Origin of the sequence: Nitrospira sp. (genome assembly GCA_024998565.1) — a bacterium.
GTDB lineage: Bacteria > Nitrospirota > Nitrospiria > Nitrospirales > Nitrospiraceae > Nitrospira_A.
This window is the reverse complement of sequence record JACOEM010000013.1, coordinates 92,782-117,548: the sequence shown is the minus strand read 5'-3', so window position 1 is coordinate 117,548 and position 24,767 is coordinate 92,782. Positions and strand designations below refer to the sequence as shown.

The 24,767-nt window shown below is 61.3% G+C and carries 18 protein-coding genes; 6 read left to right on the top strand and 12 right to left on the bottom strand.

The window, feature by feature from the left end:
• Positions 1 to 203 precede the first annotated feature (203 nt).
• The 3 genes from H8K11_17900 to H8K11_17890 form a co-directional block, all read right to left on the bottom strand.
• Positions 204 to 854, bottom strand: coding sequence for a response regulator transcription factor (locus H8K11_17900; GenBank protein MCS6265623.1), 651 nt, complete (start codon positions 852 to 854; stop codon positions 204 to 206).
• Positions 847 to 2,382, bottom strand: a complete 1,536-nt coding sequence (locus H8K11_17895; protein ID MCS6265622.1) for a PAS domain S-box protein — start codon at positions 2,380 to 2,382, stop codon at positions 847 to 849. The genes H8K11_17900 and H8K11_17895 overlap by 8 nt, the downstream gene beginning before the upstream one ends.
• A gap of 340 nt (positions 2,383 to 2,722) precedes the next feature.
• Positions 2,723 to 6,040, bottom strand: coding sequence for a hypothetical protein (locus H8K11_17890; protein MCS6265621.1), 3,318 nt, complete (start codon positions 6,038 to 6,040; stop codon positions 2,723 to 2,725).
• Positions 6,041 to 6,407: 367 nt separating this feature from the next.
• Between H8K11_17890 and H8K11_17885 the strand changes: the two genes are divergently transcribed.
• Positions 6,408 to 7,769, top strand: coding sequence for a DUF2029 domain-containing protein (locus H8K11_17885; protein ID MCS6265620.1), 1,362 nt, complete (start codon positions 6,408 to 6,410; stop codon positions 7,767 to 7,769).
• Positions 7,770 to 7,921: 152 nt separating this feature from the next.
• Here the strand turns inward: H8K11_17885 and H8K11_17880 are convergent, their stop codons facing one another.
• From H8K11_17880 to H8K11_17870, 3 genes are all read right to left on the bottom strand, one after another.
• Positions 7,922 to 8,524, bottom strand: a complete 603-nt coding sequence (locus H8K11_17880; protein ID MCS6265619.1) for a class GN sortase — start codon at positions 8,522 to 8,524, stop codon at positions 7,922 to 7,924.
• Complete coding sequence (locus H8K11_17875) at positions 8,521 to 10,659, bottom strand: marine proteobacterial sortase target protein (GenBank protein MCS6265618.1); 2,139 nt, start codon at positions 10,657 to 10,659, stop codon at positions 8,521 to 8,523. The genes H8K11_17880 and H8K11_17875 overlap by 4 nt, the downstream gene beginning before the upstream one ends.
• A gap of 97 nt (positions 10,660 to 10,756) precedes the next feature.
• On the bottom strand, positions 10,757 to 11,569 hold the full coding sequence (locus H8K11_17870; protein ID MCS6265617.1) for an OmpA family protein: 813 nt from the start codon (positions 11,567 to 11,569) through the stop codon (positions 10,757 to 10,759).
• Positions 11,570 to 12,031: 462 nt separating this feature from the next.
• On the opposite strand from H8K11_17870, the gene H8K11_17865 reads away from it, so the two are divergent.
• Positions 12,032 to 12,844 carry a hypothetical protein gene (locus H8K11_17865; GenBank protein MCS6265616.1) on the top strand — a complete coding sequence of 271 codons (813 nt, stop codon included), beginning with the start codon at positions 12,032 to 12,034 and terminating at the stop codon, positions 12,842 to 12,844.
• 39 nt (positions 12,845 to 12,883) lie between these two features.
• On the opposite strand, the gene H8K11_17860 is transcribed toward H8K11_17865, so the two are convergent.
• The 6 genes from H8K11_17860 to H8K11_17835 form a co-directional block, all read right to left on the bottom strand.
• On the bottom strand, positions 12,884 to 14,005 hold the full coding sequence (locus tag H8K11_17860) for a methyltransferase (protein ID MCS6265615.1): 1,122 nt from the start codon (positions 14,003 to 14,005) through the stop codon (positions 12,884 to 12,886).
• Between the two features lie 107 nt (positions 14,006 to 14,112).
• Entirely contained in the window at positions 14,113 to 16,818 is a 2,706-nt protein-coding gene (locus H8K11_17855; protein ID MCS6265614.1) for a sigma 54-interacting transcriptional regulator, read from the bottom strand.
• Positions 16,819 to 16,996: 178 nt separating this feature from the next.
• Positions 16,997 to 18,271, bottom strand: a complete 1,275-nt coding sequence (locus H8K11_17850) for a tetratricopeptide repeat protein (GenBank protein MCS6265613.1) — start codon at positions 18,269 to 18,271, stop codon at positions 16,997 to 16,999.
• A gap of 114 nt (positions 18,272 to 18,385) precedes the next feature.
• Positions 18,386 to 19,048 carry a hypothetical protein gene (locus tag H8K11_17845; GenBank protein ID MCS6265612.1) on the bottom strand — a complete coding sequence of 221 codons (663 nt, stop codon included), beginning with the start codon at positions 19,046 to 19,048 and terminating at the stop codon, positions 18,386 to 18,388.
• Positions 19,049 to 19,066: 18 nt separating this feature from the next.
• Positions 19,067 to 19,516: an HIT family protein gene (locus H8K11_17840; protein ID MCS6265611.1), complete on the bottom strand. Its 450-nt coding sequence runs from the start codon at positions 19,514 to 19,516 to the stop codon at positions 19,067 to 19,069.
• Positions 19,513 to 20,136 carry a hypothetical protein gene (locus H8K11_17835; protein MCS6265610.1) on the bottom strand — a complete coding sequence of 208 codons (624 nt, stop codon included), beginning with the start codon at positions 20,134 to 20,136 and terminating at the stop codon, positions 19,513 to 19,515. Before H8K11_17835 ends, H8K11_17840 begins: the two co-directional genes overlap by 4 nt.
• 158 nt (positions 20,137 to 20,294) lie before the next feature.
• Here H8K11_17835 and H8K11_17830 point away from each other — a divergent pair, with 158 nt between their 5' ends.
• The 4 genes from H8K11_17830 to H8K11_17815 all read left to right on the top strand — a co-directional run bounded on the left by H8K11_17830 (position 20,295) and on the right by H8K11_17815 (position 24,764).
• Positions 20,295 to 21,182, top strand: coding sequence for an HD domain-containing protein (locus H8K11_17830; GenBank protein MCS6265609.1), 888 nt, complete (start codon positions 20,295 to 20,297; stop codon positions 21,180 to 21,182).
• Between the two features lie 10 nt (positions 21,183 to 21,192).
• Positions 21,193 to 21,594: a YjbQ family protein gene (locus tag H8K11_17825; GenBank protein ID MCS6265608.1), complete on the top strand. Its 402-nt coding sequence runs from the start codon at positions 21,193 to 21,195 to the stop codon at positions 21,592 to 21,594.
• Between the two features lies 1 nt (position 21,595).
• On the top strand, positions 21,596 to 22,714 hold the full coding sequence (locus tag H8K11_17820; protein MCS6265607.1) for a trypsin-like peptidase domain-containing protein: 1,119 nt from the start codon (positions 21,596 to 21,598) through the stop codon (positions 22,712 to 22,714).
• Positions 22,715 to 23,012: 298 nt separating this feature from the next.
• Positions 23,013 to 24,764 carry an AAA family ATPase gene (locus H8K11_17815; GenBank protein ID MCS6265606.1) on the top strand — a complete coding sequence of 584 codons (1,752 nt, stop codon included), beginning with the start codon at positions 23,013 to 23,015 and terminating at the stop codon, positions 24,762 to 24,764.
• The last annotated feature ends 3 nt before the right edge of the window (positions 24,765 to 24,767 follow it).

Here is a 24,767-nt window from a genome sequence, read left to right as displayed (position 1 = left end):
CGTCGTTGACGCCATCTCAAGGTGCTCCAGTTCGGTCTGTGTAGCCTTCATCGATTCCGAGTCCATTGCGGTTCTGCTATCCCTGTTGGTCACATGCTAGCCGCGGGTAGGGTGCCACAATGGACCATACCCGCGGAATCAGGGATACCCTGGAAATCGATCCAATTACACCTGAGGATGGGGGGACTTCGGCGTTGTGGGGGCTAGTCCGACTGGACGAGACCGGTGCGAATGGCTAGCCGGACTAGTCCCGGCACATCGTGGATATCGAGCCGCTCCATGAGCTGCGCGCGGTGGGTTTCGACGGTTTTCACACTTAGATCAAGACGTTGCGCGATCTGCTTGGTCGAGCATCCCTCTGCGATCAGTTGGAGGATTTCACGCTGGCGACCGGTCAGCCGTGCCAGAGGGCCTGTCTGCGCTTCGCCTTGTTGACAATAGGCATCGACGGCAAACTTGGTCATGCTCGGTGTCAGGTAGGTCTCGCCCCGCCATACGGCTTTGATGGCTAATTCCAGTTCATTGCGATCCGCGTCTTTGAGCAAATAACCGGCGGCGCCTGCGCGAAGCGCCTCTTTGAGATACTCCTCGTTCGTATACATAGAGAGCATCAAAATCTTGGTCCTTGGAGACTCCTGTCGAATGCGGCGGGTCGCTTCGAGCCCGTTCATGCCCGCCATGGCAATATCCATGAGCACGACATCGGGATCCAGCTCTTTGGCGAGCTTCGTGGCGCTTCGACCGTCGCTGACCTCTCCGATCACGAGGATCCCCTCGATTTTTTCCAGCAACACCCGGAATCCTGCGCGCACCAGGGTATGATCTTCGACAAGGAGTACTCGTATGTTATTCATGGTCTGTCTCGGCCGACTCCGGACCTATCGGAAATGTCGCGCGAATTTCAGTTCCGGTCGACGGGGCTGATTGGAGCACCATGTGTCCTCCTGCGAGGCGCACCCGTTCTTCCATCCCGGAGAGCCCCACGCTCGTCCCCGCACGAGCACCCGCGCGGATGAGGTTCGAGTCAAACCCGATCCCGTTGTCGCGGATAATGAGGTCGAGTTGCCGGCGACCCATTTCAAGACGAACTTCCACGACTGTTGCTTTCGCATGCCGCGCGACATTCGTCAAGGCCTCCTGGGTGAGCCGAAAACAGGAGATTTCCACTTCGGGAGAGGGGCGCGTCATTACCTCATCGGCCAGAAACTGAACCTTCCATCCGGCACGTTCGGCCTGTCTTCCGATATACCATCTCAGCGCTGGGACTAGGCCCAGTTCATCAAGCATGGAGGGTCTCAAGTCCAACGCCAGGTTGCGTATGTGCCGGAGCACTTGATCGAGGATTTGCAGGCTGTCGGAAAGTGGTTTGCCGCCTGCAGCGGCCGTCGACCCGTCGCGCTGCTCGCCAAGCTCACGCAGGTTCATTTTGATGGCCGTCAACGCCTGTCCGATCTCATCGTGCAAATCCCGGGCGATCGCGCGACGTTCCAACTCTTGGATTTCCATCAGCCGTCTGGAAAGGATGCGTAAGCGGCTATTGGCGTCGCTCAACGCCGCCGTGCGTTCCGCGACACGATGCTCCAATTCTTCATGTGCGGCTGTCAGCGCTTCTTGCGCCCGTTTTTGCTCGGTAATGTCCGTATTCAGCTCGAGGCTTGCGCTGGCTATGCCATCTGAGTTTTTGAGCAACGTCCACCGGCTGGAGACGGTGATCCTCTGGCCGTGTCGAGTCGTGTGTAGGAGTTCCCCGGCCCAATAGCCCTTCGCTAAAAAGGTCTTTTTGATGTCCGCCAATGGCTGCGGAAACGTGGTCTTCAGAAAATCGTGGATATAGGCGCCCGCGGCTTCCTGGCTGGTCCAGCCATAGAGGCGCACCGCCCCGTCGTTCCAATAGTCGATCGTATCGTGCTCCAAGTCGCGGACCAGAATCGCATCGTTGGCGAGGTCGAGCAGTTTCGCGTGATGTTGGAGCACCTCGTTCGACCGTATCTCTTCGCGGATTTCTTGAAGCGCCAGGACATAACCCGCGATCTGACCTGATCCGTCCGGGAATGCGCTGATCGAGAGGTGAACCGGAAGGGGCCGGCCGTTGCGGTGAAGATAGGTCCAATCATGCTCTGTCGTATGGCCCGGCTCGGCGTTCGCGACGATGATTTGAAATACGTCCGCCGGCCTGGTCGCCGGTTTGGATGTGCACGCGGCAGCACGTTGCTGCAATTCTCTTGGATCATGTAATGCCGCGAGGGGAAGCGTCCCCACGACCTCCTCCGCGCAATACCCTAAGAGGCGCTCAGAGGCCTCGTTGAAGCTCGTAATGATTCCGGTCGGGGAGGTTGAGAGTATGGCAAGCGTCTGCCGCCGGTTGCGATGTCTCTCGCCCATCTCGCCCTCCGTTCCTTCCGCTTCCATTTCGGGAGGCATATGGTGGTTGTCCGTCAACAGGAACTTCTTAGGCTAGCATTAGATTTCTTCCAATTGCTATCGGCGTCGGATGACTGTCGGCTACAGTGCCGAGCGGTCCCATCCCAGCGTTAATCCGGGCACAGAAGGGCGGTGCGGCCTGCTGATAAGGCTGCATCCGTTTGAAGGATGCCCTCTGCCTTCAGGCCGACATCAGGATCGCAATGGGAGGGCACTGAATGAAAAATGATCGAGTCGAAGCGGTGAGAGGCCACTCTGCGGCTCGGGTGATGGTCGGGGCGTTCCCTCGAATGTCGATGGGTCAGGACGCGCGTGCGGTGACAGCAGGGGCTCGGTCGTCATGTGTGACGGACATCTCCGTGTCGTGCCGGAAGGACGCACCTAACTGGATCTTGCGCGAAGGGCCACGCAGTCGCACCCGCATCGCATGTCCGTCCCATCGCCAATCGATTGAGCCGCCGGGAAGCGCGAGATTTGAGACCATCATCGAGTGCGAGATCCAGGCCTGGGGAACGCCTGCGCCGATTACGACGGTGGGCTCTGCCGCCCCGTCATCCACATAGGCCAGCATGTCTTGCTGCAACAGCAAGAGCAACGCCGCCGTCTCATAATCGGGAGAAACGACGGACTGATTGCGCCACCCTCTGACGTATTGCCAGCCGTCCGCCACATCGGTGGTCGACGGCCGCGGCATATCCCATGTGTACAGCCCGGGCGATGCCTGTTGAGCCCAGAGCCGGTGCAGCGAAGCCCAGACGGCGTCCGGTTGCCCCTGTCGCAAGGCCAGATGAGCGTCGCTCAGTTGGGCCGCGATGGTTGCGGTATTGGAAGAAGGCCGATACGTCGTCGGTTGTCGGTCCAACTGATTGCGATGAGTGGCGGGCGGGGCCGAGGACTCGAGACTCACCGTGGAGATCTTGGCATCCGAGGCGCCATAGTGGTTTTGGTGTTGCCAATTGTTGCGCAACGTGTGCGCATGGTTTCGCCAGCCTGTCGCGTACCGGTGCTTGCCCAGCCGTTCGGCGAACTCGGCCGCGGCAAGCAAGCCGCGGTAGCTCACCGCATTCACGTAAAGCGAGGGCCACTCGTCTCCGACACGGCCTACGATCAGCCCGTCGCGTGACGGTTTGGCCAGCACACTTCGTTTTATTTGTTGGCCGTGTTGGAGGTCGTACGGAGAGGGTACGGCAAAAGATTCTTCGATGGGGGCGCGAGCCGTCAGCATGGCTTCAATGCGTTGTGCCTTGCGGAGCACATGAGGCCACAACCACTGATCGTGCTCATGATCGGCGATATAGTCTGCGGATGTGGTCAGGGCCCAGAGGGTCAGGCCTGGCGCATCGGCTTCGGGCCCATTCCCACCGGCAAAATCGTGGGTTGCCAGATATTGGGCCAGCACGCGGCTGACGTGGGGATCACCCGCGCGCGCGAGGGCGGTCGCGATATAGGCCCCCTGCCGTTGCCAGGCGCGATAGAAAAAGGTGGGGTCGCCGGGTCTGGTTTCCCGGCCGATCAAACTCATCATCAGGTGAGTCGTCTGTGCCGCCAGCGAAGCTTCAAATCGTTTGTCGGGAAGGTCGAGATGGATCTGCTCCGGTGCATTTCTATACCACTGCTGCATTTGAATGGGAATCCGTAAGTCGGACAAGATGAGCCGGTATTCCTCTCCCACCTCTGAGACGTGCTCCGGTAGCGCGAGACGCGCGTACCCCCAGCCGGATGCATTGGTCCAGGACCGGTTCGCCGATTCAGACGTCATCCAGTTCAGGGTCTGCTCGTTTCCGAGAGAGACCTTCGCAGGAGCAGGCGTGACGCGGACGGTCCAACGACGATTGATGTCGAGCAGTGCGCCGTCCCAGCCCAGCTCGGTGACCGGTCCTCCGGCGGGCCCGACGCTGCGAATCACAATCACCGGGGTGTGGGACGTATGATTCTTGAACCGCAGCTCCCAATGGGTGGCGTCCAGTCGTGTCCAGGTGGCGTCATAGTAGGGCGTCCTGGTCGCGATGGCGGGAACATGAGGATGAGTGGACGGTTCGAATGTCTGCTGAATGTCGTTGAGCGGCACCGACTGGCTGGTGACGAGCGGGTGTCCGTCGGCATCGCAGAGCCAGAGCGAAACACCGAAACTCGGGGCCTGCGGACTGAAGTCCCCACCGGGCTCGTGATAGGCATGTTCGGCTTCAGGAGCGCCGGGCACGGCCATCGGGATATGCCCGACCGATCGGGGCCAAGGGCGGTCCGGATCGTTCCGCATCAGGCTGGTCATCGCGTCGCGTTGCGGCGTGAGGTGGGTCGCGGATTCCGTGGCCTGCCTGAATTGTTGCCAGTTGTTGATGCCGGCGCACAGGGCGAGGAGGCCCGCAAGGACGAGCACCGCCGGGCGTCCCGGGCTGAGTGTGCCCAGCGCGGCGAGCGCGATGAGAAGGGGGGTGAAATTCAAACTGTAGGTGAACGTTTCTTCCCCGTAGACCATGTGCAGCGACAGTTCGAACAACAACAGGGCCGCCAGCACGAGGCGGAACCGCAACTGGCGATCCATCGTCACCAGCCGCCAGAGCCCGTTGAGGAGTAAGGCCGACCACAGGCAGACGGCGATCAATCCGAGCGGGCTTGCCGACCCGGGAGTGGAAAATTGAAAGGCCAGGCGTTGCGCCAGGCGAACGGAGTCGTCGCCGACCTGAATGTACCCATCGTCATCGATGAACCGTATCGCCGGAGCGATGAGGGTGTGGAAGGCAAACGACGAGGCAATATTGCTCGCTTCTCCGGACTGAGGATGATTGATCCAGTTCGCTTCCTTGCGGCTGCCGATGAAAAATTCCGCGGACGGGAAGATGAACTTTTGCGCTCCCCACAAGAGCACCACCAGGCAGAAGGCATTTATGGAGAGTTGTACCGCCTGTTTGAACGGCCAGCGCGCCAGCGTCGTCAGGAGACCGGCCATCCAGTTGGTGACGGTGATGCTGAGGGTGAAGGCGCTGGCGAGCACATAGGACAGGGCGCCGACTCGATGCTGTTCGGCGAGCAAGAGCAGAGCGAGCGAGAGCATGATCGACCAGGAGCCCCAGGTATAGGAGTTGGGCACAGGAAGCCAGAAGATCGCCGAGGCACTGGAGAGCCCGAGTGCCGTGAAGACGGAGGCGTCGAGCGTTCGGCAGCCAAGCAGGCGCAGCAGGAGGTACAACGTCCCCATCCATAGGCCCCCGAGGATGCTGGTCAGGTACAAGACCGCTTGCAGCGGGGGGATCGCCAGCGCATGTTTCACCAGGTAGACGGGAACGAAACTCAGGATGGAGAACAGGGGATGCACGGAGGTCCGTGAATGGTCGTCGGTGGTGGAGGTCATGTTCGAGACTTCACGTACCGTGTCCGATTCAAACCAAAAATCCATCGATTGCAGCAGGAAGGCAGGGATCATATCAGCAATGAAGAGACAGGCCATGCCGGCCGAGAGGGTCAGGACCGCGGCAATCACCCAGTCCGTTCGCTGCAGCCGTACGGTGTGATGCGGTTGTTCCGGGGCAGGGGAGGGCGAAACCTCGAGGCCCTTGTCCGGGAACTCCGGCTCGGGATAGGGAAGCGCGCGCGCTGTATTGCCGTCTCTCACGAAACCCATGTCTATTCAGGTGGTTAGAACGGGGGTACGATCGGGCCCAATCCCGACAGTAAGAAATCGGTCGATTGGGTTGCGGACTGAAGCAGGGAGGAGTCGCGGATCGGGTACGAAACAGGGAGATGCCGCAGCAGGTTCGGGATCGGGCGCCTCTCTGTCCTGTCCGTGAGTTGGAGCGTCAGGGGGTCCGATGGGACGTTGTGTATACTTTTAATCAGATGAACCCGGCTACACCGACTCCTCCGGGAGCGACATGCTGGGGCCTGGATCGGGAACCGGCCTGGTTGCTGCAACCCCTCAGGCCGACAATGTAGACAAATCCCTCCTCTGTGGCGCTGCGACAGGGCGGGCGAGATAGGCGGTTCATTCCATGCATCAGTATGCGATCTTTTATGGAGCGGCGGCTCTGGCAGTGGTGGTGTGGTGTCTCACGTTTCGATATGGTTCAGCACGAGCGCCCTTTCTCGCAATCCTGGGCGCAGTCCTGGGCGGTCTTGTGCTTTGGGCCTGGCAAGTTTCTGAGCCATCCGTCCTGTTCTCGGATTTTAACGTCGCCTACTACCCGGCGGGACGGGCCATTCTTGAAGACATTCCCCATCTGTTCGTGCGTTGTTGGGATACGCCGGTGTGCGGGTTTGTGAACATTCCCATTGTCGCCTTTCTCTTTACCCCCTTCTCATTTCTGACGCTTCAGCATGCGCAGTGGTTGTTGATGGGCCTTTCGGCGGTGAGCCTGGTGATGAGCCTCGCTCTTCTCTGGTCGCTTACGGATCGAACCTGGTCCAGAAGGTGGGCCATGCTCCTCCTGTTCGCGATGAACGGGCCGCTCGTCTACAGCCTCAAAGAGGGCAATCTGACTCACTTCGCCCTGTTGCTGTTGATTGCCGGGGTCGTCTGCCTGGAGAAAACGTGGGATCGAAGCGCGGGGAGCTGTTTTGCGCTGGCGGCGATCATCAAGCTCCCGCTGTTGCTGTTTGCGGTGTATTTCTTCGGTAAGCGGCGTTGGGCGGCGGTGCTCGGCTATGGCCTGACCCTGCTGGCCGTGACGGGTCTGTCGATCTGGTACGCCGGGTGGGCCAGCCACGTGGCCTGGTATCGGGAGGTGATCCTGCCGCTGTCCGACAAGGGAATTGCCGCGTTTAATGTGCAATCGGTGCAGGGGCTGCTGCTGCGACTGCAGGATGGTGTCCGGTTGTACGATTGGAAGCCTGTGGCCGTGCCCTGGGATGTCGGAACGGCAGGGCAGGCCTGTGCGGCCTTGTTCGTCGGGTTATCCGGTTGGCTGTTTCTTCGGAGTCCCGGTCTGCAGGTTCGAGAGACGACGAATCTTGAGTTGTCGATGGTGCTCTGTCTCTCTCTGATCATCAGCCCGATTTCATGGACCCACTATTATCTGCTGCTGTTGCTGCCGTTGTCGTTGTATGTGGGCAACCGCCTGCCGGTTGCAACTCATGGCGGCTGGGCGGTGGGGATGACGCTGTGCCTGTTGCTCATCTCTCCTCCGGTAACGTTTTCGGGGCCGGATCAAGCGGCCGGCAGCCAGATCGCGACGTTGGTTCTCTCCCATTATGTGATCGGAGCTATCCTCTTGTGGGGGCTGTGCGGGTACGCCCGTTGGTCTGTGTCGAATGTCAGCCGTCTACGGCTGGTGGCTGCAGGTTCAGGGCCGCCTGCTCCGGTCAGGGCAGATCGACTGCGAGAGTCCGACGTGCCGGAAGCACGATCTGCCTGACCAGGCCCATTCCTAAGTCTTTTCCAAGTGGCCTGATTTTCTCGCTCCGCAGATCGTTTCCCCTTCAGCATTCTCGACGAACTGTAAACAAGCCTGCCTTGGTTTCGCCAGCGAGACGTTCCGCTGCGATCGAGTCTGTCTCCCCACGACATTCAGGAATGGTCATGGTCTAGGGCCCGTTCGGCCCGCACCACGTAGCGTAGCGGCCCGCCGGCTTGGATTGCATCGAAGGGAAAACAGGTCACCAGCACCAGTTCCTGCGGGCCTTGCCCCGTCGAGATGCTCTCCCGTCGCGAATCCATGACTCGCTGTTCGATGATTCGATAGTGCAGCGTGGTCCCGTCGCTTGCCGTCAGGTCGAGCTGATCGTTCGGGTGTACGTCTCTCAAAAAACGAAAATGCGTGTCCCGGTGACCGGTCAACACCATTGTGCCTTCCTGCCCTGGCAGGGCGCTGGACGTGACGTGGCCTGGACCGAATGCCAGGGTTCGGCCAGACGCGCCGGCGAGGACGATCAGATCGACCGACCGGTGTTGCATGCGGAGCCGCGCAACCGGCCAGGTATCGGCCCAGGGCCAGGGTTTCGGCATCGCCTCGCCGGCCAGGGCGAGAGACCAGGCCCGCTGCAGCAGAAACTGCGCGAGCCCGGCCTTGGCATAGATCCACGATCCTTCCCAGACCTGCCAGCCGCCGATGGCGAGAAGTCCTGCTACCAATATCGTCAGCAGGCGGGAGCCTGGTCTGGATCGAATCATACGACCGCCCGGCGGAATTGCCACAGCAAGCAGGACAACAGAAGTGCCGCTGCCCCCATCAGAATGTGTACTTGTCCGTCGGTCGCAGTCCTCGGGAGGTTCGCGAGGGCGGTGAGGTCCTGCGCACGCGCCGGATCGGTCGTGTGGTCGCGCTCCGCGGCGGGTGAATCTGCCGGTCTGGCCGGCGTCACATCGACCGCGACCAGGCTGGTGTATCGGCTGATCAGGTGATGGGCCAGCGCCACGTCCAGCACGGCCTTTCGGATCGTTTCTTCAGCGCCGCCCTTGTAGGTCTCGTCCGTGAGCGCCGCAATCTTTTGCCTGGCCCAGAAGACCGAGAGTCCTCCATGAGTGGGGGCATTGTTGAACGAGATCGGGAGCGACCAGGCTGCGCTTCCAACCTGTCCGCGCAACACGCTTTTGGATGGCAGCGAGTCGGCCTTGAGTGCGAGCACGATGGGTTCGCCTTCATAGAGGTCGGTGATGGTTGTCGGGAATTGTTCGAGTCCCGACCATCCGGCTGCATCGATCGTGATGTTATTCAGTACCGGGTGCTCAAGCTTCTTGAACAGACCATCCAACTTCTCCTTCACCTCGTTCACGTTGCCGATGTAGGTGAAGGTACCGCGGCCTGATTCGGCAGCCTTCCGCATCAAATGACTGTTGGGCGTGGAGCCGATTCCGATGGTGAACAGGCGTCTGCTGCCCACGCGCTGGTGCAGCAGTTCGAAGAGCTCCTCTTCGTTGCCGACCTGTCCGTCGGTGATGAGAATGATCTGCTGGAGCCGTGCGCTGTCCTGCGGGCTCTTGAGGGCCTGCCTCAAAGCCGGAAGTATTTCCGTTCCCCCGTCGGCCGTGAGCTGTTCGGTGTACCGGATGGCTTGCTGCATCGCTGTGGTCGTCACGGGTTGCGGTATGGGGAAGAGCGACCGGACCGTATGATTGAATTGAATGATGTTGAAGCGATCCTGTGTGGTCAGCCGTGAGAGGGCGGACGCTAATGACCCCTTGGCCTGTTCGATCGACGCGCCGGCCATGGAGCCCGATCGGTCGATGATGAAGGTGAGGTCTCGCGGAATCCTGGGCGCTTTCTCATTGTGCTGTGTCGGAGGGACAAGCATGAGCATGGCATAGGTCGCGCCGTCTTTCTGTTCGGTAAAGACGGTGGCCATGGGTTCGGTGCGCGGCGCCGGGTGCCAGATGAGTAGAAAATCCCGATCTGCCGGTACCGCATCCTTCCGGAGACTGATCTGATATCCGCCGTCCTGATCCTGAATGCTGATGATCGGGTGAAATGGCGACTCCACCTTGGCAAGAGGAACTCCCGGGTTGAGCGAGAGCGAGAGGCTCAGGGGGTTGATCGCGCCGTCCTCGGGCGACTGTATGGGCGGCGTAATCCGTGAGGCATCGGGGACACGATCGGTGTCCGGACTGGTGCCCGATCCTCGAGGACCCTGCCCTTCGACGATCACCGGGGCGCCGGGGATGTATCGCGGCCCGACGGCCATGGGAAAGCGGAGTTGAAACTGGTCATGTTCGTAGCGGACGGTGTCCTGATATTCGAGTTCGATCGTCACATGTTCTCCGGGTCCGATATTCGCGATTGACGTGGTAAACAGATTCGGACGTTCCTGCTCGACCAGGCCGGTCCGTTTCCCTTCCCGCTTGGCCTGGTCGTAGACTGTTTTCGCCTCCGCCCGTTCCTTGATCCGGCCTTCAATGATCCGCTCTCCGATTTTCATGCGGAGATGATCCACCGCGGCCGTCTCGGGCAGCGGGAACACGTAGACACCTTCCAGCCAGTTGCCTTTCTTCCTGCTCGGATTGGTGAACTCCTGCCGGACGGTCGCGCGAGCTATCGTCCCGGTGACAGCGATGTGCACATCCGTCTTGAGGATGGGGGCCGGGGTATAGCGTCCGGCCTGGTCGGTCCTGAACATGAACGTGCCTTCCGTCACCTCGTTGAGGCCCATGGTGGGAACGATGCCGGTATGGAGGGGTTCGCCCGGTTCGGCGCAGGAGGTGGCTGGAAAGGGAGAGCCCAGGGCCAGTGATAGAAAGAACGCCCAGAGTGTGAGGTGCGCGGCAGAGGTTCTTGCGCGTTGCCGTAGAGGGCAGAAGCGGTCAGTCAGCATAGAATCCTCGTTTCGTCATAGTCGTGGATGGTGGAGTGACGGCGGGTGTCCCCGGGAAGGACCTGGTGTCGTTCCCAGGGACGTCACCGGCAGCCGGTCAGTTGCCGTCAGTCGGCTCGGAAGTACGTTCTGCCGGTTCGGAGGTTGTGAGCGGAAGGTTCCCGTTGCTCGCGTCGCTCTGCCCGGCTTCAATCGAGAGGTCGAGGGTGTTCGAGAACGGATCGGCCGCCGTTTCAGGGGCGACGGGAGAAACCACCATGTGTTCTTGGCCGATCTTTCGCATCTCCACGTGTACCCGCCGATTCATCCGCTTGCAGACGTCGCTGTTGTCGATGCAGAGGGCGCCTTCTTCACCCAGGCTCACGGTGCGGATCGACGATTCCGGCACACCCAGCGCGATCAAGTGTTGTTTAACGGTCTCGGCGCGCTTCATGCCCAGGATCTTGTTGAAGCTCATTGAACCCTGTTGATCGGTGTAGCCTTGGAGCAGGATTCCCCAGTCCCGCTCGCTCGTGAGGAATTCCGCGTGGCGTTGCAAGGCGGCCTTGCCGTCGTCGCTCAATCCCTTCCGGCCGATTTCAAAGTGAATATCGTCGTGCAGGATGTCGGTGCTGCGGGTTGCCAAGGGGGCTGTGTCCACATGGGTCGTCGGAATCGAGGCTGAGACCGGCGTGTGGTCCGTGGAGTGTTTCAGGACTTGCGAGACCTGCGTACTGTTGAGGGCTTCTGCCGACGGGTTGCTATGGGCTGCCTCGTCGGCCTGGGAGTAGTACCAGAATGCGGATACGACGACGGCGAGGAAGAACACCAGCCCGCTCAGGATATAGACATCCTTCATGTCCCGGTCGGGTCCGATGATTGTGGGAGTGACTGGTCCTGCACTGACGCTGGCTGTGGGTGATTTCTGCATGATCGCCTGCTCCTTGTGTTGTGGGCCGGGATGCCCCCGGCCCCAGGTGACTGATCGATGAATCGGCTGTCTGTTCCTGCGGGGCCGGCTTGTTGATGCTCACCTCCTTCCTGCCGGGCTACCCGCCGTTGGCCGGTGCGTAGAGCAAGGCGAAGGCCAGCTGATCCAATCCGGCTGATGAATGGAAAAAGTATTTAAAACAAAGAGTTGCGAAAACGCTGCCGATGCGAGAAAGCAGCGTCTCATGCGGGGATCAGCGGGGATGCGGGGATAGCCCCGCATCAGGAAGCCTGGTAGATGAGATGGAAGAAAAAATCGACCGGGTACTTCTCGCGAAGGGAAGCTATCCGGCCATGGCGTCGTTGTTGGAAATGTTTTGCGAGTGTCCGCTGCTGCGGTAACATGGCCCGGAAAGCCGCCGACACCTGTTCGGAACAGGGATAGGGCGCGAGGAGTCGTTGAGTGAAAAAGTCTCTTTTACTGTTGTTGCTGATGTGGGCTGCGATGTTCCCCTTGGCACAGGCGGGGGATTACCAGTTGATCCTCGGCGAGCAGGTGGACGTATGCGAAACGTGCAAACGCAATCTGGAACGGATGACCGTGCATCCGGCTTGTGAGCGGGATTATAGCGATCAACTTGGACTGGAGGCTCCCGAGTGGAAGCCGTTCGATGTGGGGGGCCATATCGGTGCGATGGAACGAGTGCTACGGTATCTGGCAACCGGTGACGAGTTCTCCGCGGACAGATACACTTCGGGTGACGATCAATACGCGGATCCGGTACGAAGAATCGGTACAAGGGAGGAACCCTGGGCCTATTGGGCCCAGGTTGATATCAACAACGACGGGAAGGCGGAGCCGGTGCTGAAGCTCCATTCGGCGCTCTGCAAGCTGAGGAATGGGAGTTCCGTCGGTCAACCCTATTCTGCTCCCATTGTGGTGCTCAATGAGAATCTCAGTGGCATCGATCGCGCGCTGACCGACCTCGTGGTTCAGAACCCGCGCCACGATGGAAGGGTGGCCGGTACGACCAATTACCAGCTGTATGGCGTCTTCAGCTACAAGGGGGAAACGTATTTCGATCGTTGGAACGACGCGGACAGTGGAGACGAGCGCGAGAGCGTTACCCTGAGTATTTATGAAGCAAAGGGGGGCACCACTCGAACACTGTGCCAAATGAAGGAAGTACAGGTGCGAAGGTGGTCGCCCGGCAAGCCCTGCGCATTCCGCCACTGTCCCCCGGCGAAGCCGTTTCCCGTGAGTCTCACCCCCTGATTCAGCCGACTGTCGCCATTCCTCCTGAGCGAACTTCGCTCATCGAATCGCCAGTCTCCAGAGCGATGTGATCTCCGCCGCGCGGGCGGCGCGGAGCGGGTCGGCCTGATCGGAGGCGCGGGGATGATGCGGCCGGATATCGGTCTTGCCGAGGACGACGAGCCCGGCCTGATCGAACATGGCGAGCAACTCCGCCCTGGTTCTCAACTCCAGATGTTCGGCCAGGTCGGACAGCAGGAGCCAGCCTTCTCCTCCCGGTTCCAGGTGAGCGGCCAGCTCGTTGAGAAATCCGGTCAACATGCGACTCTCAGGATCGTAGATCGCCTGTTCGATCGGGGAGGTCGGCCGTGCCGGCACCCAAGGCGGGTTGCAGACCACGAGTGGCGCCCTGCCCTCGGGAAAGAGATCCGCTTGCACCACTTCCACCCGATCCATGAGCCCCAATCGCTCAAGATTCGCGCGGGCACAGGTCAATGCGCGAGGATCCTGGTCGGTAGCAACAATCCGCGCGATCCCTCGCCGGGCGAGGATCGCCGCCAACACGCCGGTGCCGGTTCCGATGTCGAAGGCGAGGGCATTGGAAGGCAGCGGCGCATCGGCCACCAGGTCTACATACTCGCTGCGAATCGGTGAAAACACGCCATAGTGGGGATGGATGCGATCGCCGAGGGCAGGGACGACAATCCCGTTCTTACGCCATTCATGCGCACCCACCAGTCCCAGGAGTTCTCGCAGCGACACCAAGGCCTGCCCTTCACCGGGACCGTAGGCCTCCGTGCAGGCGAGTCGGAGATCGGGAGCGCGGCGGAGCGGAATTGCGTAGTCCTCTTCAAGCGGCACCAGGAGCATGCCGAGGATGCGCGCCCGACGGGACTGGGTCTGTCGATGAAAATGGAAGGACTCTGCCGGCGAGGTGCCAGGTTTGGGAGGATGGCGGTCGGCTCTTCGTGCCATGGCGTTGAGGATCTGTCGGGCATTCTGGAAATCGCCCCGCCAGAGCAGCGCGGTTCCTTCGCAGGCCAGGCGGTGGGCCGCGTCGGCGGTCATGCTGTCGTCCGCAATAGTTAGGCGTGCGGGCGGCGGAGCTCCCCATTCCGAGCGCCAGCGTGCGGAGCAGGCCTGCCCTGCTTCGGTCCAGCGTACCAGCGGAAGTGCGCTCACGACAGGACCTTGTTCGCGGTGCGTCGTCCGCTTAAACGAATGTCTGACAAGTGGTGTCTCCTCAAGAGGGTTCTGGTTGGGAATGAGCGTCGGCGCGTCGAGGCATTCTACCCGAAATGTTGACGGACCAGGGCTTCGACGGATTTGAAATGCCGTTCGGGGAGGTTCTTGAAGCGACGCTTACAATCGAGCAGGGCTTCTTCCGCAGTGGTGAACGGTGTGATCGTTTCCAGCAGATGTCCGTAATAGTCCATCAGCTTGAGTTCGACGGTGCGGAGTAACGATGGATCGCCTGCCAGGGCCGAAGCTGCTTTTGCCTGATCTCTTCCCGATTCCACGAGTGCCTGAAAACAGAGGCCCTTCAGCCGCTGTGTGACGGTGCTGCGATCCCATCCCAGGGCCTTGGCTGTCGCCTGCATATCGAACCGGTGTTGGCGCAGCTGGTTCAGCACGGCGACGTCGCCGGCCGGATCGGGGAGGAGCGGTTCGGCTCCGGTCACGACGGCGGTGGGCGAGGGCTGCCCCGAGAGGCGGAGGTCGGCTGTGGTGATGATCGGTCCGTCGGTGAGCGCGATCGCCTGTTCGAGACACTGGAGGAGCTCCCGCACGTTGCCTTTCCAGGCGTGCTGCCGGAGCGTCGCCATCGCGTCTTCCGAGAGCCGGAGGTTCGCGTGGGCCGGCTGCTTGGCCGCTTCTTGCACACAGGCTTCTGCGAGGGGCGGAATGTCATCGGGCCGGTCCCGCAGCGGCGGCAGGTGCAGGACGAGGCCTTTGAGCCGAAAATACAGGTCCTCGCGGAACCAGCCTTCCGACACCCCGCGTTGAAGATCTTTGTTGGTCGCCGCCACGATACGGACATCGACCGTGGTCGGAGTCGTCGCGCCGACGCGATAGAAGGTCCGATCCTGCAGCACACGCAGCAGTTTGCTTTGATGGTCGAGGCGAAGATCGCCGATTTCGTCCAGAAAGATGGTGCCGTGATGCGCGAGTTCGAAATAGCCCTTGCGATCCGTCAGTGCGCCGGTGAAGCTACCTCGCACGTGGCCGAAGAGTTCACTCTCGAAGAGTTCCGGGGAGATCGCCGCCATGTTGACGGCGATGAACGGCTTCGGTGCCCGCGGGCTCAGACGGTGCACGGCGCGCGCGAACAACTCTTTGCCTGTTCCCGGCTCGCCGGTGATGAGGACCGTGACGGTGGAGCGGGCGCCTTTCTTGAGATCGCGAAACATGGCCAGGATGGCAGCGGTTCTGGTGATGATGCCCAACTGCCCGCATTCCCGGCGCAGGAGTTCCTGTTCTGCATTTCCCAGAGGCGCTGAAGCGATCGTCGCGGCTCGCATGCCCTGAAGCTGCCGTTCGAGCTCTTCCATCCGCTCCCGCGTAGCTTCTTCTTGCGCCTGGGCATCGGCGATTTTGAGCTGCAGCTCGGCGGCGAGTCTCGTCGATTCAGCTTCCCTGGAGGCCGAATGAGACATGCCGGCGCGGGCCGATTCCAGGTCTTCTTCCAGGGATTCCACTGCTGTCTCCCGGTAAATCAGTGCTTCGCGAACCGCCACCAGATTCTGCTGAACCTGCAGCATGTCCTGTTCCAATAATGCCAGGCGTCGGGTTGCGACGATCTGCCCCAGTAAGCTGGTCGCCACCAGCACAGTGAGAGCGGCGGTGACAGGCATCACAAACGGCAGGACCCAATGGGTCTCGGTGAGCGAAGCCAGACTGATGGCCAGATAGAGCAGGAGGCTGCCGGTGCCTAGGAGGAGTCCCTTCCCATCAGGCCACCGGAGGACCATCCAGGCGACACAGAGACAGAGGGCAATGGTCAACAGGAGTCGTTGTATCGGAGAAAACTCACGTATCCAGTCTTGCGTGAGTAGTGTGTGGAGTAGGTGCGCCTGAATGAGCATGTCTGAAGCATCCTCGCCGGAAGGAAGGGTACGCTCCGCTTGAGTGTGCGGTTGCGTCAGTAAGAAGACGACCTTGCCGTTGACCAGCGTGCCGAGCGTTTCATTATCCTTCCGGTCGAGGAGGTGGGAAAGTTCCAGCACGGTGACGGTGTCGAAAGCGGCGGGAAGTAGCTGTCCGGAGAAATTGAGCAGGAGCCGGCCCTGGCGGTCGAGCGGCATCGACAGGGTACTCGTCCTCCCACCGGGCCACCGTGCGTTCTGCACCCGAACCTGTCCGGTGCGGCGTTCCACCTGATCGAGGGGCACTTGCCAGAATGTGGCCGCTAAGGAGAAGCCCAGGGCGGGGAGTTCGTCCGTCCCGGCGCCGCGAAAGAGCCCGGCCCGTCGCACAATGCGATCAGGGTCCAGAGCCGGCTGTATGGCGCTTCGGCGCGGCGTGAGGCTGTGTGCGGGGACGGCGGAGAGGGCCGTCTCCTGTTCGCCCGGAGCCGTCGACAATGCGGGATAGGAGACGGTTCCGGCGGATGTCACTGCTTCGGTCAGTAAGGCGTCACTGACGGCGCCGCCGAGGTTGGGAGGGCTCGGGAGGTCGAGCGGAATATCGATCCCGATCGCTGCCGCTCCCGCATCGTGCAAACCCGCAATGAGCCTGGCCGGAAGACTGCGATCCCACAGACCGGTGCCGAACTGTTGTTCGCTGGCCTGATCTCTCACGACCAGCAGCAGGTGCGAGTCGGGGGTCGGTTGTGCGCGGAGCCCCATCCACGTGTCGTAGGGGGCCCATTCGAGCGCGTGGTAAGTCACGGGCGCCGGCGCCCATAGGATTTCGGTGAGGGCGACGGAAGCCAGCGCCATGACGACGGCTTGCAGCCAGACATTCCTGACGAACAGGCGAGTGGCTATTTGCATGGGTCGTGGCGACTAGCGGGATGATGAACAGGTTCGTCGGTGCCCGCATCCATCGCCCGCATGGGGCAGTGGGTTGGGTCGAGCGGACTGTGTGAACATCCTGCGAGCGGTTCTGCTCCTGCCCGTGAGACATACCGTCCGGCATGTCGAGGCCATTGAAATCATGTCCAACAGCTTACTACGGTTTTGGAGTCTCAGGGGTGATTTCGTCAAGAATACGTTTGACCTCTTCCCGCGGCATCCCCTTCAGATAACTTTTGGCCTTGGCGAGGTCCGGTGCCAGGCCGAGCCCTTTGGCGTAGATGCGAGCCAGGGCTGTGCGTGAAGGAATCGCGCCATCGGCTGCGGTGGATTCCAGATAACTCAGAATCCATTGGCCGTGGGGGGGAAGTTGTCCGTCGAGTCCCTGCTCGTAGAGTTGGACCAGTGCCGCGTGCGAGATGTCGTTGAGCGCATAGGCTTCCCGCAGCAGCACCGGCAGGGCTTCGCCTGTGCGCCCTTGTTTGAGGAGTGTGGTGCCGACGGTTTCCGTGGCCTGGTCCCCCCGATCCAGATCGGGGAAATCCAGCCAGAGCTGATCGCAATAATTTTTGAAGGCCTCAGCCGCCGCCTTGGATTGTTTTGTCTGCAGGGTGCCTTTGACCGCTGCCAGCCGCCGGAGTTGGGTCAGGGCCTGCGCTGCTTCCGGCAAACCCTGCTCAAAGGCCCGCGCCCACCAGGTGATGGCCATGATCTGGCTCTTCTCCACGCCCTGGCCTGAGCGGTAGGCGTTACCGAGAAAGTATTGGGCTTTGGTCAATCCTGCCAGCGCGGCGGCTTCCAGTTCCTGCGCCGCGTCCTTGTCCCGTCCCGCCACTTTCAAGACCAGTCCGAGGCGGTAGTGGGCTTCGGCAAAGTCCGCTTTGAGCCGCAGGGCTTCCTGATAGGCCTTGATGGCCGATTGTACATTGCCGCGGGTGTAATGGATCGTCCCCATGCTGTAGTGCGCCTGCACGAGGGTCGGATCGAGGCGGACGGCTTCCTGGAGTTCCGTCATGGCGTTGCGCCAGTCTTGCTTGGCCATGAGCGCCGTGCCCAAATCGAGATGAGCCTGCGCAACGGTCGGATGGAATCGCAGGGCGGTCCGGTATTCGTCGATGGCGCCATCGGTATCGCCCAGCTGGAAAAGGGTTCTGCCCAGCGTGAGGCGTGGCTCCTGGGCATCGGGTTCGAGGTGTAGGGCTTGGCGGGCCTGGGTCAGGGTCTCCAACAGGCTGAGTGGCACGGGCGCTGGAATCGGCGTCGGCAATGCCGGCTGCGCGACGGATTCAGAGGGAAGCGGTTCTTCTCGAATCGGTTCCGGCGCGGGGATCGCGGTAGGGTCTTCTTGCGCGCCGGCCCAAGCCGGGTGAATGAGCAACGCCAGGGCCAGGATCAAAGGCCACCCTCCCTTGGTGGCGTGGAGCAGAAACATAGGCGCCGACAATCCTCCGCATGAAAAGAGACGTTCCTTTATACACATAGACGAAGCGGAAATTCCACGGAATCTCGCATGGAACCTGTGTCGTGGATGAGGTGCGGGGAGCATTCAATGGTTGAGGAATGCGAGCGCGAGGACCATCGCGACCAGCAGAGCCAGGAGGCCCAGTATCAGGTAGCGCCACCAGGACAATTGATCCTGAACCGGCATGAACCCCAGGCTGACGCCTTCCGCCAGCAACCAGTTTCTGAATTCCTGCGGGGCGACCAGGTTGAGTCCCCGGTCCGCGCAGGAGGTCATGAACCGATCCACAACCACGCCCTGCAGCGCTGCGCGAATCAGCCTTTCGAGCCAGCGCGGAAGTCTCAGACGGCCGGCGGTCTGAGTCACGCATCGGTCGACCATGGCTTCGTATTCCTGGCGAGCCGCGGCAAGACTTCGTCCTGGCGAAGTGGACGCCGACTGCATGGCAGGCAAGGCATGGAGCCAGTCCCGGAGCGTGAGTTCCAGCCGCTCTACCGTCTGTTGGGCTGCGCTCAACACCCCCGCAAGGGCGCCGCCGATCAGGGCACCGACAACGTAGAGGGCCGTCAGCGACCAGCTTCCGACTATGGCCCAGGTGCCATGGGAGGATACCGTGCTGCTGTAATAGGCGGCAGCCCCTCCGACGACGGCGATCGAGGCAAGCACGTGCAGCGGCAGAGACCAGAGCAGGGCCCCAAGGAATGTGCGGGGCCTCCTTGCGCTTGGTAGGGCAGGTTGATTCGACATCGCGACCAGTCGAGGACCTCAGGGGTTTAGGGCGGACTGGTTTGGATGAAACGGCCAGATGTTTCTGAGACGGTCGATTTCCGAAGCGAGTGCGGTCGGTTCAAGTCGAACCGGTTCGTGTGCAATACGCCACACCGGTTCGAGCGGCGCGGGATCCCGAGGAAGGCGCGGAATCAGATGCCAATGGATATGCGGGAGCTGGTTACCGAGCAATTCATAATTGATCTTCACCGCCTGCCACTCTTGCGCGAGCAGGGCCGCGACCCCGGACACTTCATCTATGAGCCGACTGCGTTCGTCGCGAGAGAGGTGGAAGAGTTCCGTGGCGTGGCGTTTCAGGACGAGCACGGTCCAGCCTGGGAAGAACTGATCGTCATGCAGGTAGGCCCGGGTGAGTCCGCAATCGGCGATGAACTGTTCCCGGCTGGGCCAGGTGCCGACACAGGCCTTGCAGACTGGGGGGCTCATGGTTGGCTCAGAGACTGGGCTTCCTGCGGCGTGATCAGGCCCTTCTTGATCAGGAGTTGAATCAGCTTGTCCGTGGTGGCCTTGTGCGGTGCGGCCGCGGCGGCAGCGGCCGCCGCCGTGTTTTTCTGTTTAGGTGCGTCCCGTTTTTGCCCCATGACCCGGAAAGACGGGGTAAAGACCGCGACATAGTCCCGGTTCCGGATGCGGACGGTCACAGGGAGGCTCTCGCTGTTCGGGGTGAGGTCAGGCCCCGATCCTTGCGGGACGCGAAAGAACGGTCTTCCGTCCTCAGTGGTGCCGTCCTGGCCGATGATTTCCATTCGGTTCAGGAGGGATTCGCCGGTCAGGTTCTCACGATCCTGCCCGCCGATATTGGTAATGCGATCCAGGACGATGATGAGGGAGTCGGCGATGAAGAGATCGGCGGAATTGTTGCGGACCGTCACATCGTACCGGTATTCGCTCGAAAAATTATCCCGACTGCGCAGGGTGACGAAGGCGGCGGCTTTGCCGCTCAAATCGACCAGTTCGGCTGCAGCGGCGAACAGGGGAGTGAAGGCTTGGGCCAGTAGGAGGCAGGCGCTTCCCACAACAATGTGCATGGACCGCGTCTTCGCCATGATCCCCTCCCGGTTGTCGGTCAGCATCGCTCTCAGAATAACAAAGCCCCGCAGTGAGTGCGAGGAAATCCTCTGCCCGGGTCGTGGTTTGCTTGACACGTTCTTTTCACGGACGATATTCTGCCGTTCGATCATCGACTGCGACTCGTCACCCCTGCATGGCACCTACACGTATGACGTCCCCTCCGCTGCTTGTTCCGCGGACACTCGTTTCTCAACTGCTGCATCTCTATGACTATCCCGACCCGCGCCGACCCGGACGGCTGATCAAGGGCTACGATTGCCCGCATGCTCTCCGGACGGCCCGGATGTGCGCCGCGGTGGCTCAGCGCATGGGACACCCGCCGGCGCGAGCCACACAGTATCAGATCGCCTGCATTCTGCATGATCTAGGTCGGGCCGGGTTGGATCGACGGCTCTTCGGCCGGATCTGGTCTTGGGCCCGCGCGCAGGGCATTCCCACCAGGCCGCGTGAATGGCGCGCTCTTCACCCGGAGACCCGTTACGGGCGGGAAACCGAGGCCTTTGTTTCGCGGTATCGAAGCGCAATGGAAGCGGCAGGTATCGAACTGAATGCCTGGGCCTGCGAGCAGGTGGAAATGCGGCTGGGGTACGCCCGCAGACTGGCCGCCCGCTTGCGTGCCGTGAAACCGCGCCTGCGTGAGTTGGCGGTGACCTGGTCGCCATGGATGAGCCGGATCATGCTGTATTACTACTATCCTGAGAAGCTGAAAGGCGCGCAGCCCTGGGTTCGGGAGTTGGCGGAAATCCTGGTGGCTTGCGAACAGTTCGAGGCCTATAGCAATCAGCGTCGCGGGCGAGACTATTATGTGCGGCAGCGTGAAGATGTGTCGGAAGCCTTCGCCTATCTGGATGCTCTGCAAGGTGAAGGGATCATCAGTCGTCCCGTGGTGCAGGCCTTGCGGGCGCTTGCGGCGGAAGGGGTATTCGATCGCGTATTGGAAGAGGCCAGGGGGCGGTCGTTGTCCAGGCGCGAGCGTACGTTCCTGCGCCGGGCGGGTCAGGAGTCACTACATGCCGGTTAGAAGTCTTTCGATGCAGGTGAAGATGCAGGGCGATTGCCGGGTGGAGAATATTACCGGGCGGGTCCAGGCGGCCTTGAAACAGACGCAATTACATGCCGGCATTCTCACGATTTTTATCAAACACACGACCGCGTCGGTATTGATCATCGAGGATGAGCCGGGTATCCGCGCCGATACAAAAGCGCTGTGGGAACGGTTGATTCCAGCCGATCCTGGCTGGCAGCACAATGTGCGCAACGCGGGAGAGGACAACGGCCACAGCCACCTGCGTGGCCAATTGCAGGGCCAGTCGCTCACCATTCCCTTCAACGACGGGGCGATGACGCTGGGCACCTGGCAACAGATCGTCGTGCTGGATTTCGATACGCGCGCACGAACGAGGGACCTGGTGCTGCAGGTCATCGGTGAATAGGATGCGGCCGGGCCGGGAGAGGCGGAGTGGACAGCGGTTGAGGGCTGCGTTGGTGGCGGTGCTGACGATGGTTGTGTCATCGCCGGGCTGGCTTCCGGCTGCAGAGGGCATGAACGGGCTGTTGATTGCGCAATCGGCCGCGCCGACCGAGCTCAGCCCGGAGGAACAGGCGACCATCGCCGTGTTTGAACGCGCCACCAGGTCGGTGGTGTTCATCGCCAACACGGCGATGCAGCGCGATCCCTGGTCGTTTAATCTGTTCGAAGTGCCGCAAGGCTCGGGGACGGGCTTCGTGTGGAGCCGGCAGGGCCACATCGTCACCAACTATCATGTCATATACGGCGCGGATGCGATCACGGTGACCTTGGCCGATCGCACCGAATACAAGGCGAAAGTCGTCGGCGCCGATCCGGATCACGATCTTGCGGTCTTGCAGATTCAGGCTCCAGAAACCGCGCTCCAGCCGGTGATCATCGGCAATTCCCAGTCGCTGCGTGTCGGGCAGAAGGTGCTGGCCATCGGCAATCCCTTCGGGCTCGACCATACCCTGACCACCGGAGTCGTGAGCGCCCTCGGCCGCACGATCAAGTCGATGAGCAACCGGACGATCGAAGGCGTGATCCAAACCGATGCGGCGATCAACCCGGGCAACTCCGGGGGGCCGCTGCTGGACAGCGGCGGCCGGTTGATCGGCGTGAATACCCAGATCATGAGCCCGAGCGGCGCGTTTGCGGGCATCGGGTTCGCGGTGCCCGTCGATACGGTCAGCCGGATCGTGCCGGAGTTGATCAAGCATGGAAAGCTGATCCGGCCCGGACTGGGCATCTCTTTAGTGCCGGATGCCATGGCCCGTCGTTGGGGTGTCAAAGGCGTGATCATCGGCAAGGTGGGCCGGGGGAGCATCGCCGAACGGATCGGGCTGCACGGGGCGCGTGAGACCGTCGGCGGCCGGATCGAACTGGGCGATATTATCGTGGCGGTGGATGGCCAGCCGGTCGAAACCATCGACGATTTGATGGATCTGATGGAAAAACACAAAGTCGGCGACGAGGTGACGATCGACTACGTCCGGGGCAAACGCCGGCTCCAGGTGATAGCGCCGCTGCAGGCGGTCAATTAGCCAAGGCAGGTGTTGAGTCGGTGAGCTTCGACAGACCGCCGAAAAATTATTCTATCGGCGGCCATATTCATGGCCTGCATGTGTGGAGGACAGGTAGACTGTCCCCGCAGGATGCTCAAAAAGGCCGTTCAGCGAGGCCTCAGCAAGTGAAGATCCGCAGGCGTACCCTTGGGGTACGTTGAGGATCTGAACGCGGCGAGAACGACGCTGACGGGCTTTTTCAGCATCCTGTCGAAGCGACAGTGCGGTTGTGCTCTGTGTTAGGATGACCGGAGTTGGACCAGCCGGAGGAATTGATATGAGCGACCATCGAAATCCGGATCAGCCAGAGTCGGGCGGGCAGCAGCCGCCGCGCCGTGAGGCCTCTGCCTCGTCTGATCCGATCGAACTGATAGAAGAATGTCTGGCCGCGTTTCCGGACGGCGACCCGCGCCAGAAGCTGCTCTATAAATTGCGACATGTGATCACGGCCCAGTCGGTTGCCCAGGACCGGCGCGATACCGAACTGAAGAAACTCAACGAGGTGGTGGCCAAACTGACGGCGCCTGCCAATCGAGTCGGCCTGTTGCTCGACGTGCCGGCGGACGCGGTGGCGCGCATCGTTGTCGGAGGGGCGGAGTATTACGCCAACATCGACCCGCGCCTCCCGGTCGAGGAGCTCAAGATCGGCACGCAAATTCTGGTGAATGAAGCCTATACGGTGATCAAGGCCCTGGGGTATGACCGCAACGGGCCGGTGCTGAAGGTGGCCGAAGTGTTGCCGGATGGCCGCATCCGTTTCGAGCAGGATATGGGCCGGCAGGCGTTGATCCTGCAGCGGTCCAGCGATTTGCTGGGGGCCGATCTCAAAGCCGGCGACGAAGTCCGGATCGAGCCGACACACCGGATCGCCATCGAGAAATTTGAAAATCGCCAGGCGCGGACGCACTTGCTCGATGAAGTGCCCAGCGTGACGTGGGAGCAAATCGGCGGACAGCATCAGGCGATCGAAGCCATCCGGAAAGCCATCGAATATCCGCTGCTCCACGCCGACACCTTCACGAAATATCAATTCACGCAGCCGAAGGGCTTCCTGCTCTATGGCCCGCCGGGCTGCGGCAAGACCTTGATCGGGCAGGCCGCAGCTGCCAGCCTGGCTCAGCTCGTCCGTGAATCACAGGGACAGGCTTCTGCGGATGGCAAATCGAAGAACCCGCCGGTCACGAGCGGCGCGTTCCTGCACATCAAGGGGCCGGAGATTCTGAACATGTGGCTGGGCGAATCCGAGCGGATCGTCCGGGACTTGTTTGCCAAGGCGCGCGCCAGACGGAAAGAGGGGGCTCTGCCGTTCATTTTCATCGACGAAGCCGAGTCCGTATTGGGGACCAGGCGGTCGATGCGATCGTTCAACATCAACAATACGCTGGTGCCGATGTTCTGCGCCGAAATGGACGGCATCGAGTCGCTCCAGGATGTGGTGATCATTCTGGCGTCCAACCGGCCGGATCTGATCGATCCGGCGATCCTCAGGCCAGGTCGAATCGATCGGAAGATCAAGGTCGCGCGGCCGAGTCGGGAGGCGGCCGTGGAGATTCTCGCGGTGTACCTCACGCCGTCGTTGCCGCTCGACCGCGAGTTGCTGGAACGGAACGGGCAGGACCATGAAGCCGCCCGCCGCGCCGTCATTGAGCAGGTGGTCGAGAGTCTGTTCGCGCGGACCGATCAGAACCGCGTGTTATCGATTCGGCTACGGAACGGCCAGAACAAGGTGCTGTATCGAGGCGATCTCGTCAGCGGTGCGATCCTGTCCTCTATCGTCCAGCGGGCGAAGGAGAAGGCGATCGAGCGGGTGGTGGCAGAGGCCGGAGCGCCTGCCGGGGACGGAATCCGCGCGCAAGATCTGCTCGATGCGGTGCAGGAGGAATATCGCGAAGGCGAGATGTTGCCGCCGGACGATGCGGCCGAAGAATGGCTCAAACTGCTGGATCACCATCCCGAGCAGGTTGTCGGTGTGTCGTCGTTCCGCCGCGGGCGGCCGACGGAAGAGCGATTGGTCAACCAGATTATTTGACAC

Excerpts from the sequence above, each read along its gene's own strand:
- H8K11_17835 (MCS6265610.1), bottom strand. The coding sequence starts at position 20,136 with ATGGCGAAGACGCGGTCCATGCACATTGTTGTGGGAAGCGCCTGCCTC.
- H8K11_17880 (MCS6265619.1), bottom strand. The coding sequence starts at position 8,524 with ATGATTCGATCCAGACCAGGCTCCCGCCTGCTGACGATATTGGTAGCA.
- H8K11_17840 (MCS6265611.1), bottom strand. The coding sequence starts at position 19,516 with ATGAGCCCCCCAGTCTGCAAGGCCTGTGTCGGCACCTGGCCCAGCCGG.
- H8K11_17895 (MCS6265622.1), bottom strand. The coding sequence starts at position 2,382 with ATGGGCGAGAGACATCGCAACCGGCGGCAGACGCTTGCCATACTCTCA.
- H8K11_17885 (MCS6265620.1), top strand. The coding sequence starts at position 6,408 with ATGCATCAGTATGCGATCTTTTATGGAGCGGCGGCTCTGGCAGTGGTG.
- H8K11_17830 (MCS6265609.1), top strand. The coding sequence starts at position 20,295 with ATGGCACCTACACGTATGACGTCCCCTCCGCTGCTTGTTCCGCGGACA.
- H8K11_17845 (MCS6265612.1), bottom strand. The coding sequence starts at position 19,048 with ATGTCGAATCAACCTGCCCTACCAAGCGCAAGGAGGCCCCGCACATTC.
- H8K11_17875 (MCS6265618.1), bottom strand. The coding sequence starts at position 10,659 with ATGCTGACTGACCGCTTCTGCCCTCTACGGCAACGCGCAAGAACCTCT.
- H8K11_17815 (MCS6265606.1), top strand. The coding sequence starts at position 23,013 with ATGAGCGACCATCGAAATCCGGATCAGCCAGAGTCGGGCGGGCAGCAG.
- H8K11_17890 (MCS6265621.1), bottom strand. The coding sequence starts at position 6,040 with ATGGGTTTCGTGAGAGACGGCAATACAGCGCGCGCGCTTCCCTATCCC.
- H8K11_17820 (MCS6265607.1), top strand. The coding sequence starts at position 21,596 with ATGCGGCCGGGCCGGGAGAGGCGGAGTGGACAGCGGTTGAGGGCTGCG.
- H8K11_17825 (MCS6265608.1), top strand. The coding sequence starts at position 21,193 with ATGCAGGTGAAGATGCAGGGCGATTGCCGGGTGGAGAATATTACCGGG.
- H8K11_17855 (MCS6265614.1), bottom strand. The coding sequence starts at position 16,818 with ATGCAAATAGCCACTCGCCTGTTCGTCAGGAATGTCTGGCTGCAAGCC.
- H8K11_17900 (MCS6265623.1), bottom strand. The coding sequence starts at position 854 with ATGAATAACATACGAGTACTCCTTGTCGAAGATCATACCCTGGTGCGC.
- H8K11_17850 (MCS6265613.1), bottom strand. The coding sequence starts at position 18,271 with ATGTTTCTGCTCCACGCCACCAAGGGAGGGTGGCCTTTGATCCTGGCC.
- H8K11_17870 (MCS6265617.1), bottom strand. The coding sequence starts at position 11,569 with ATGCAGAAATCACCCACAGCCAGCGTCAGTGCAGGACCAGTCACTCCC.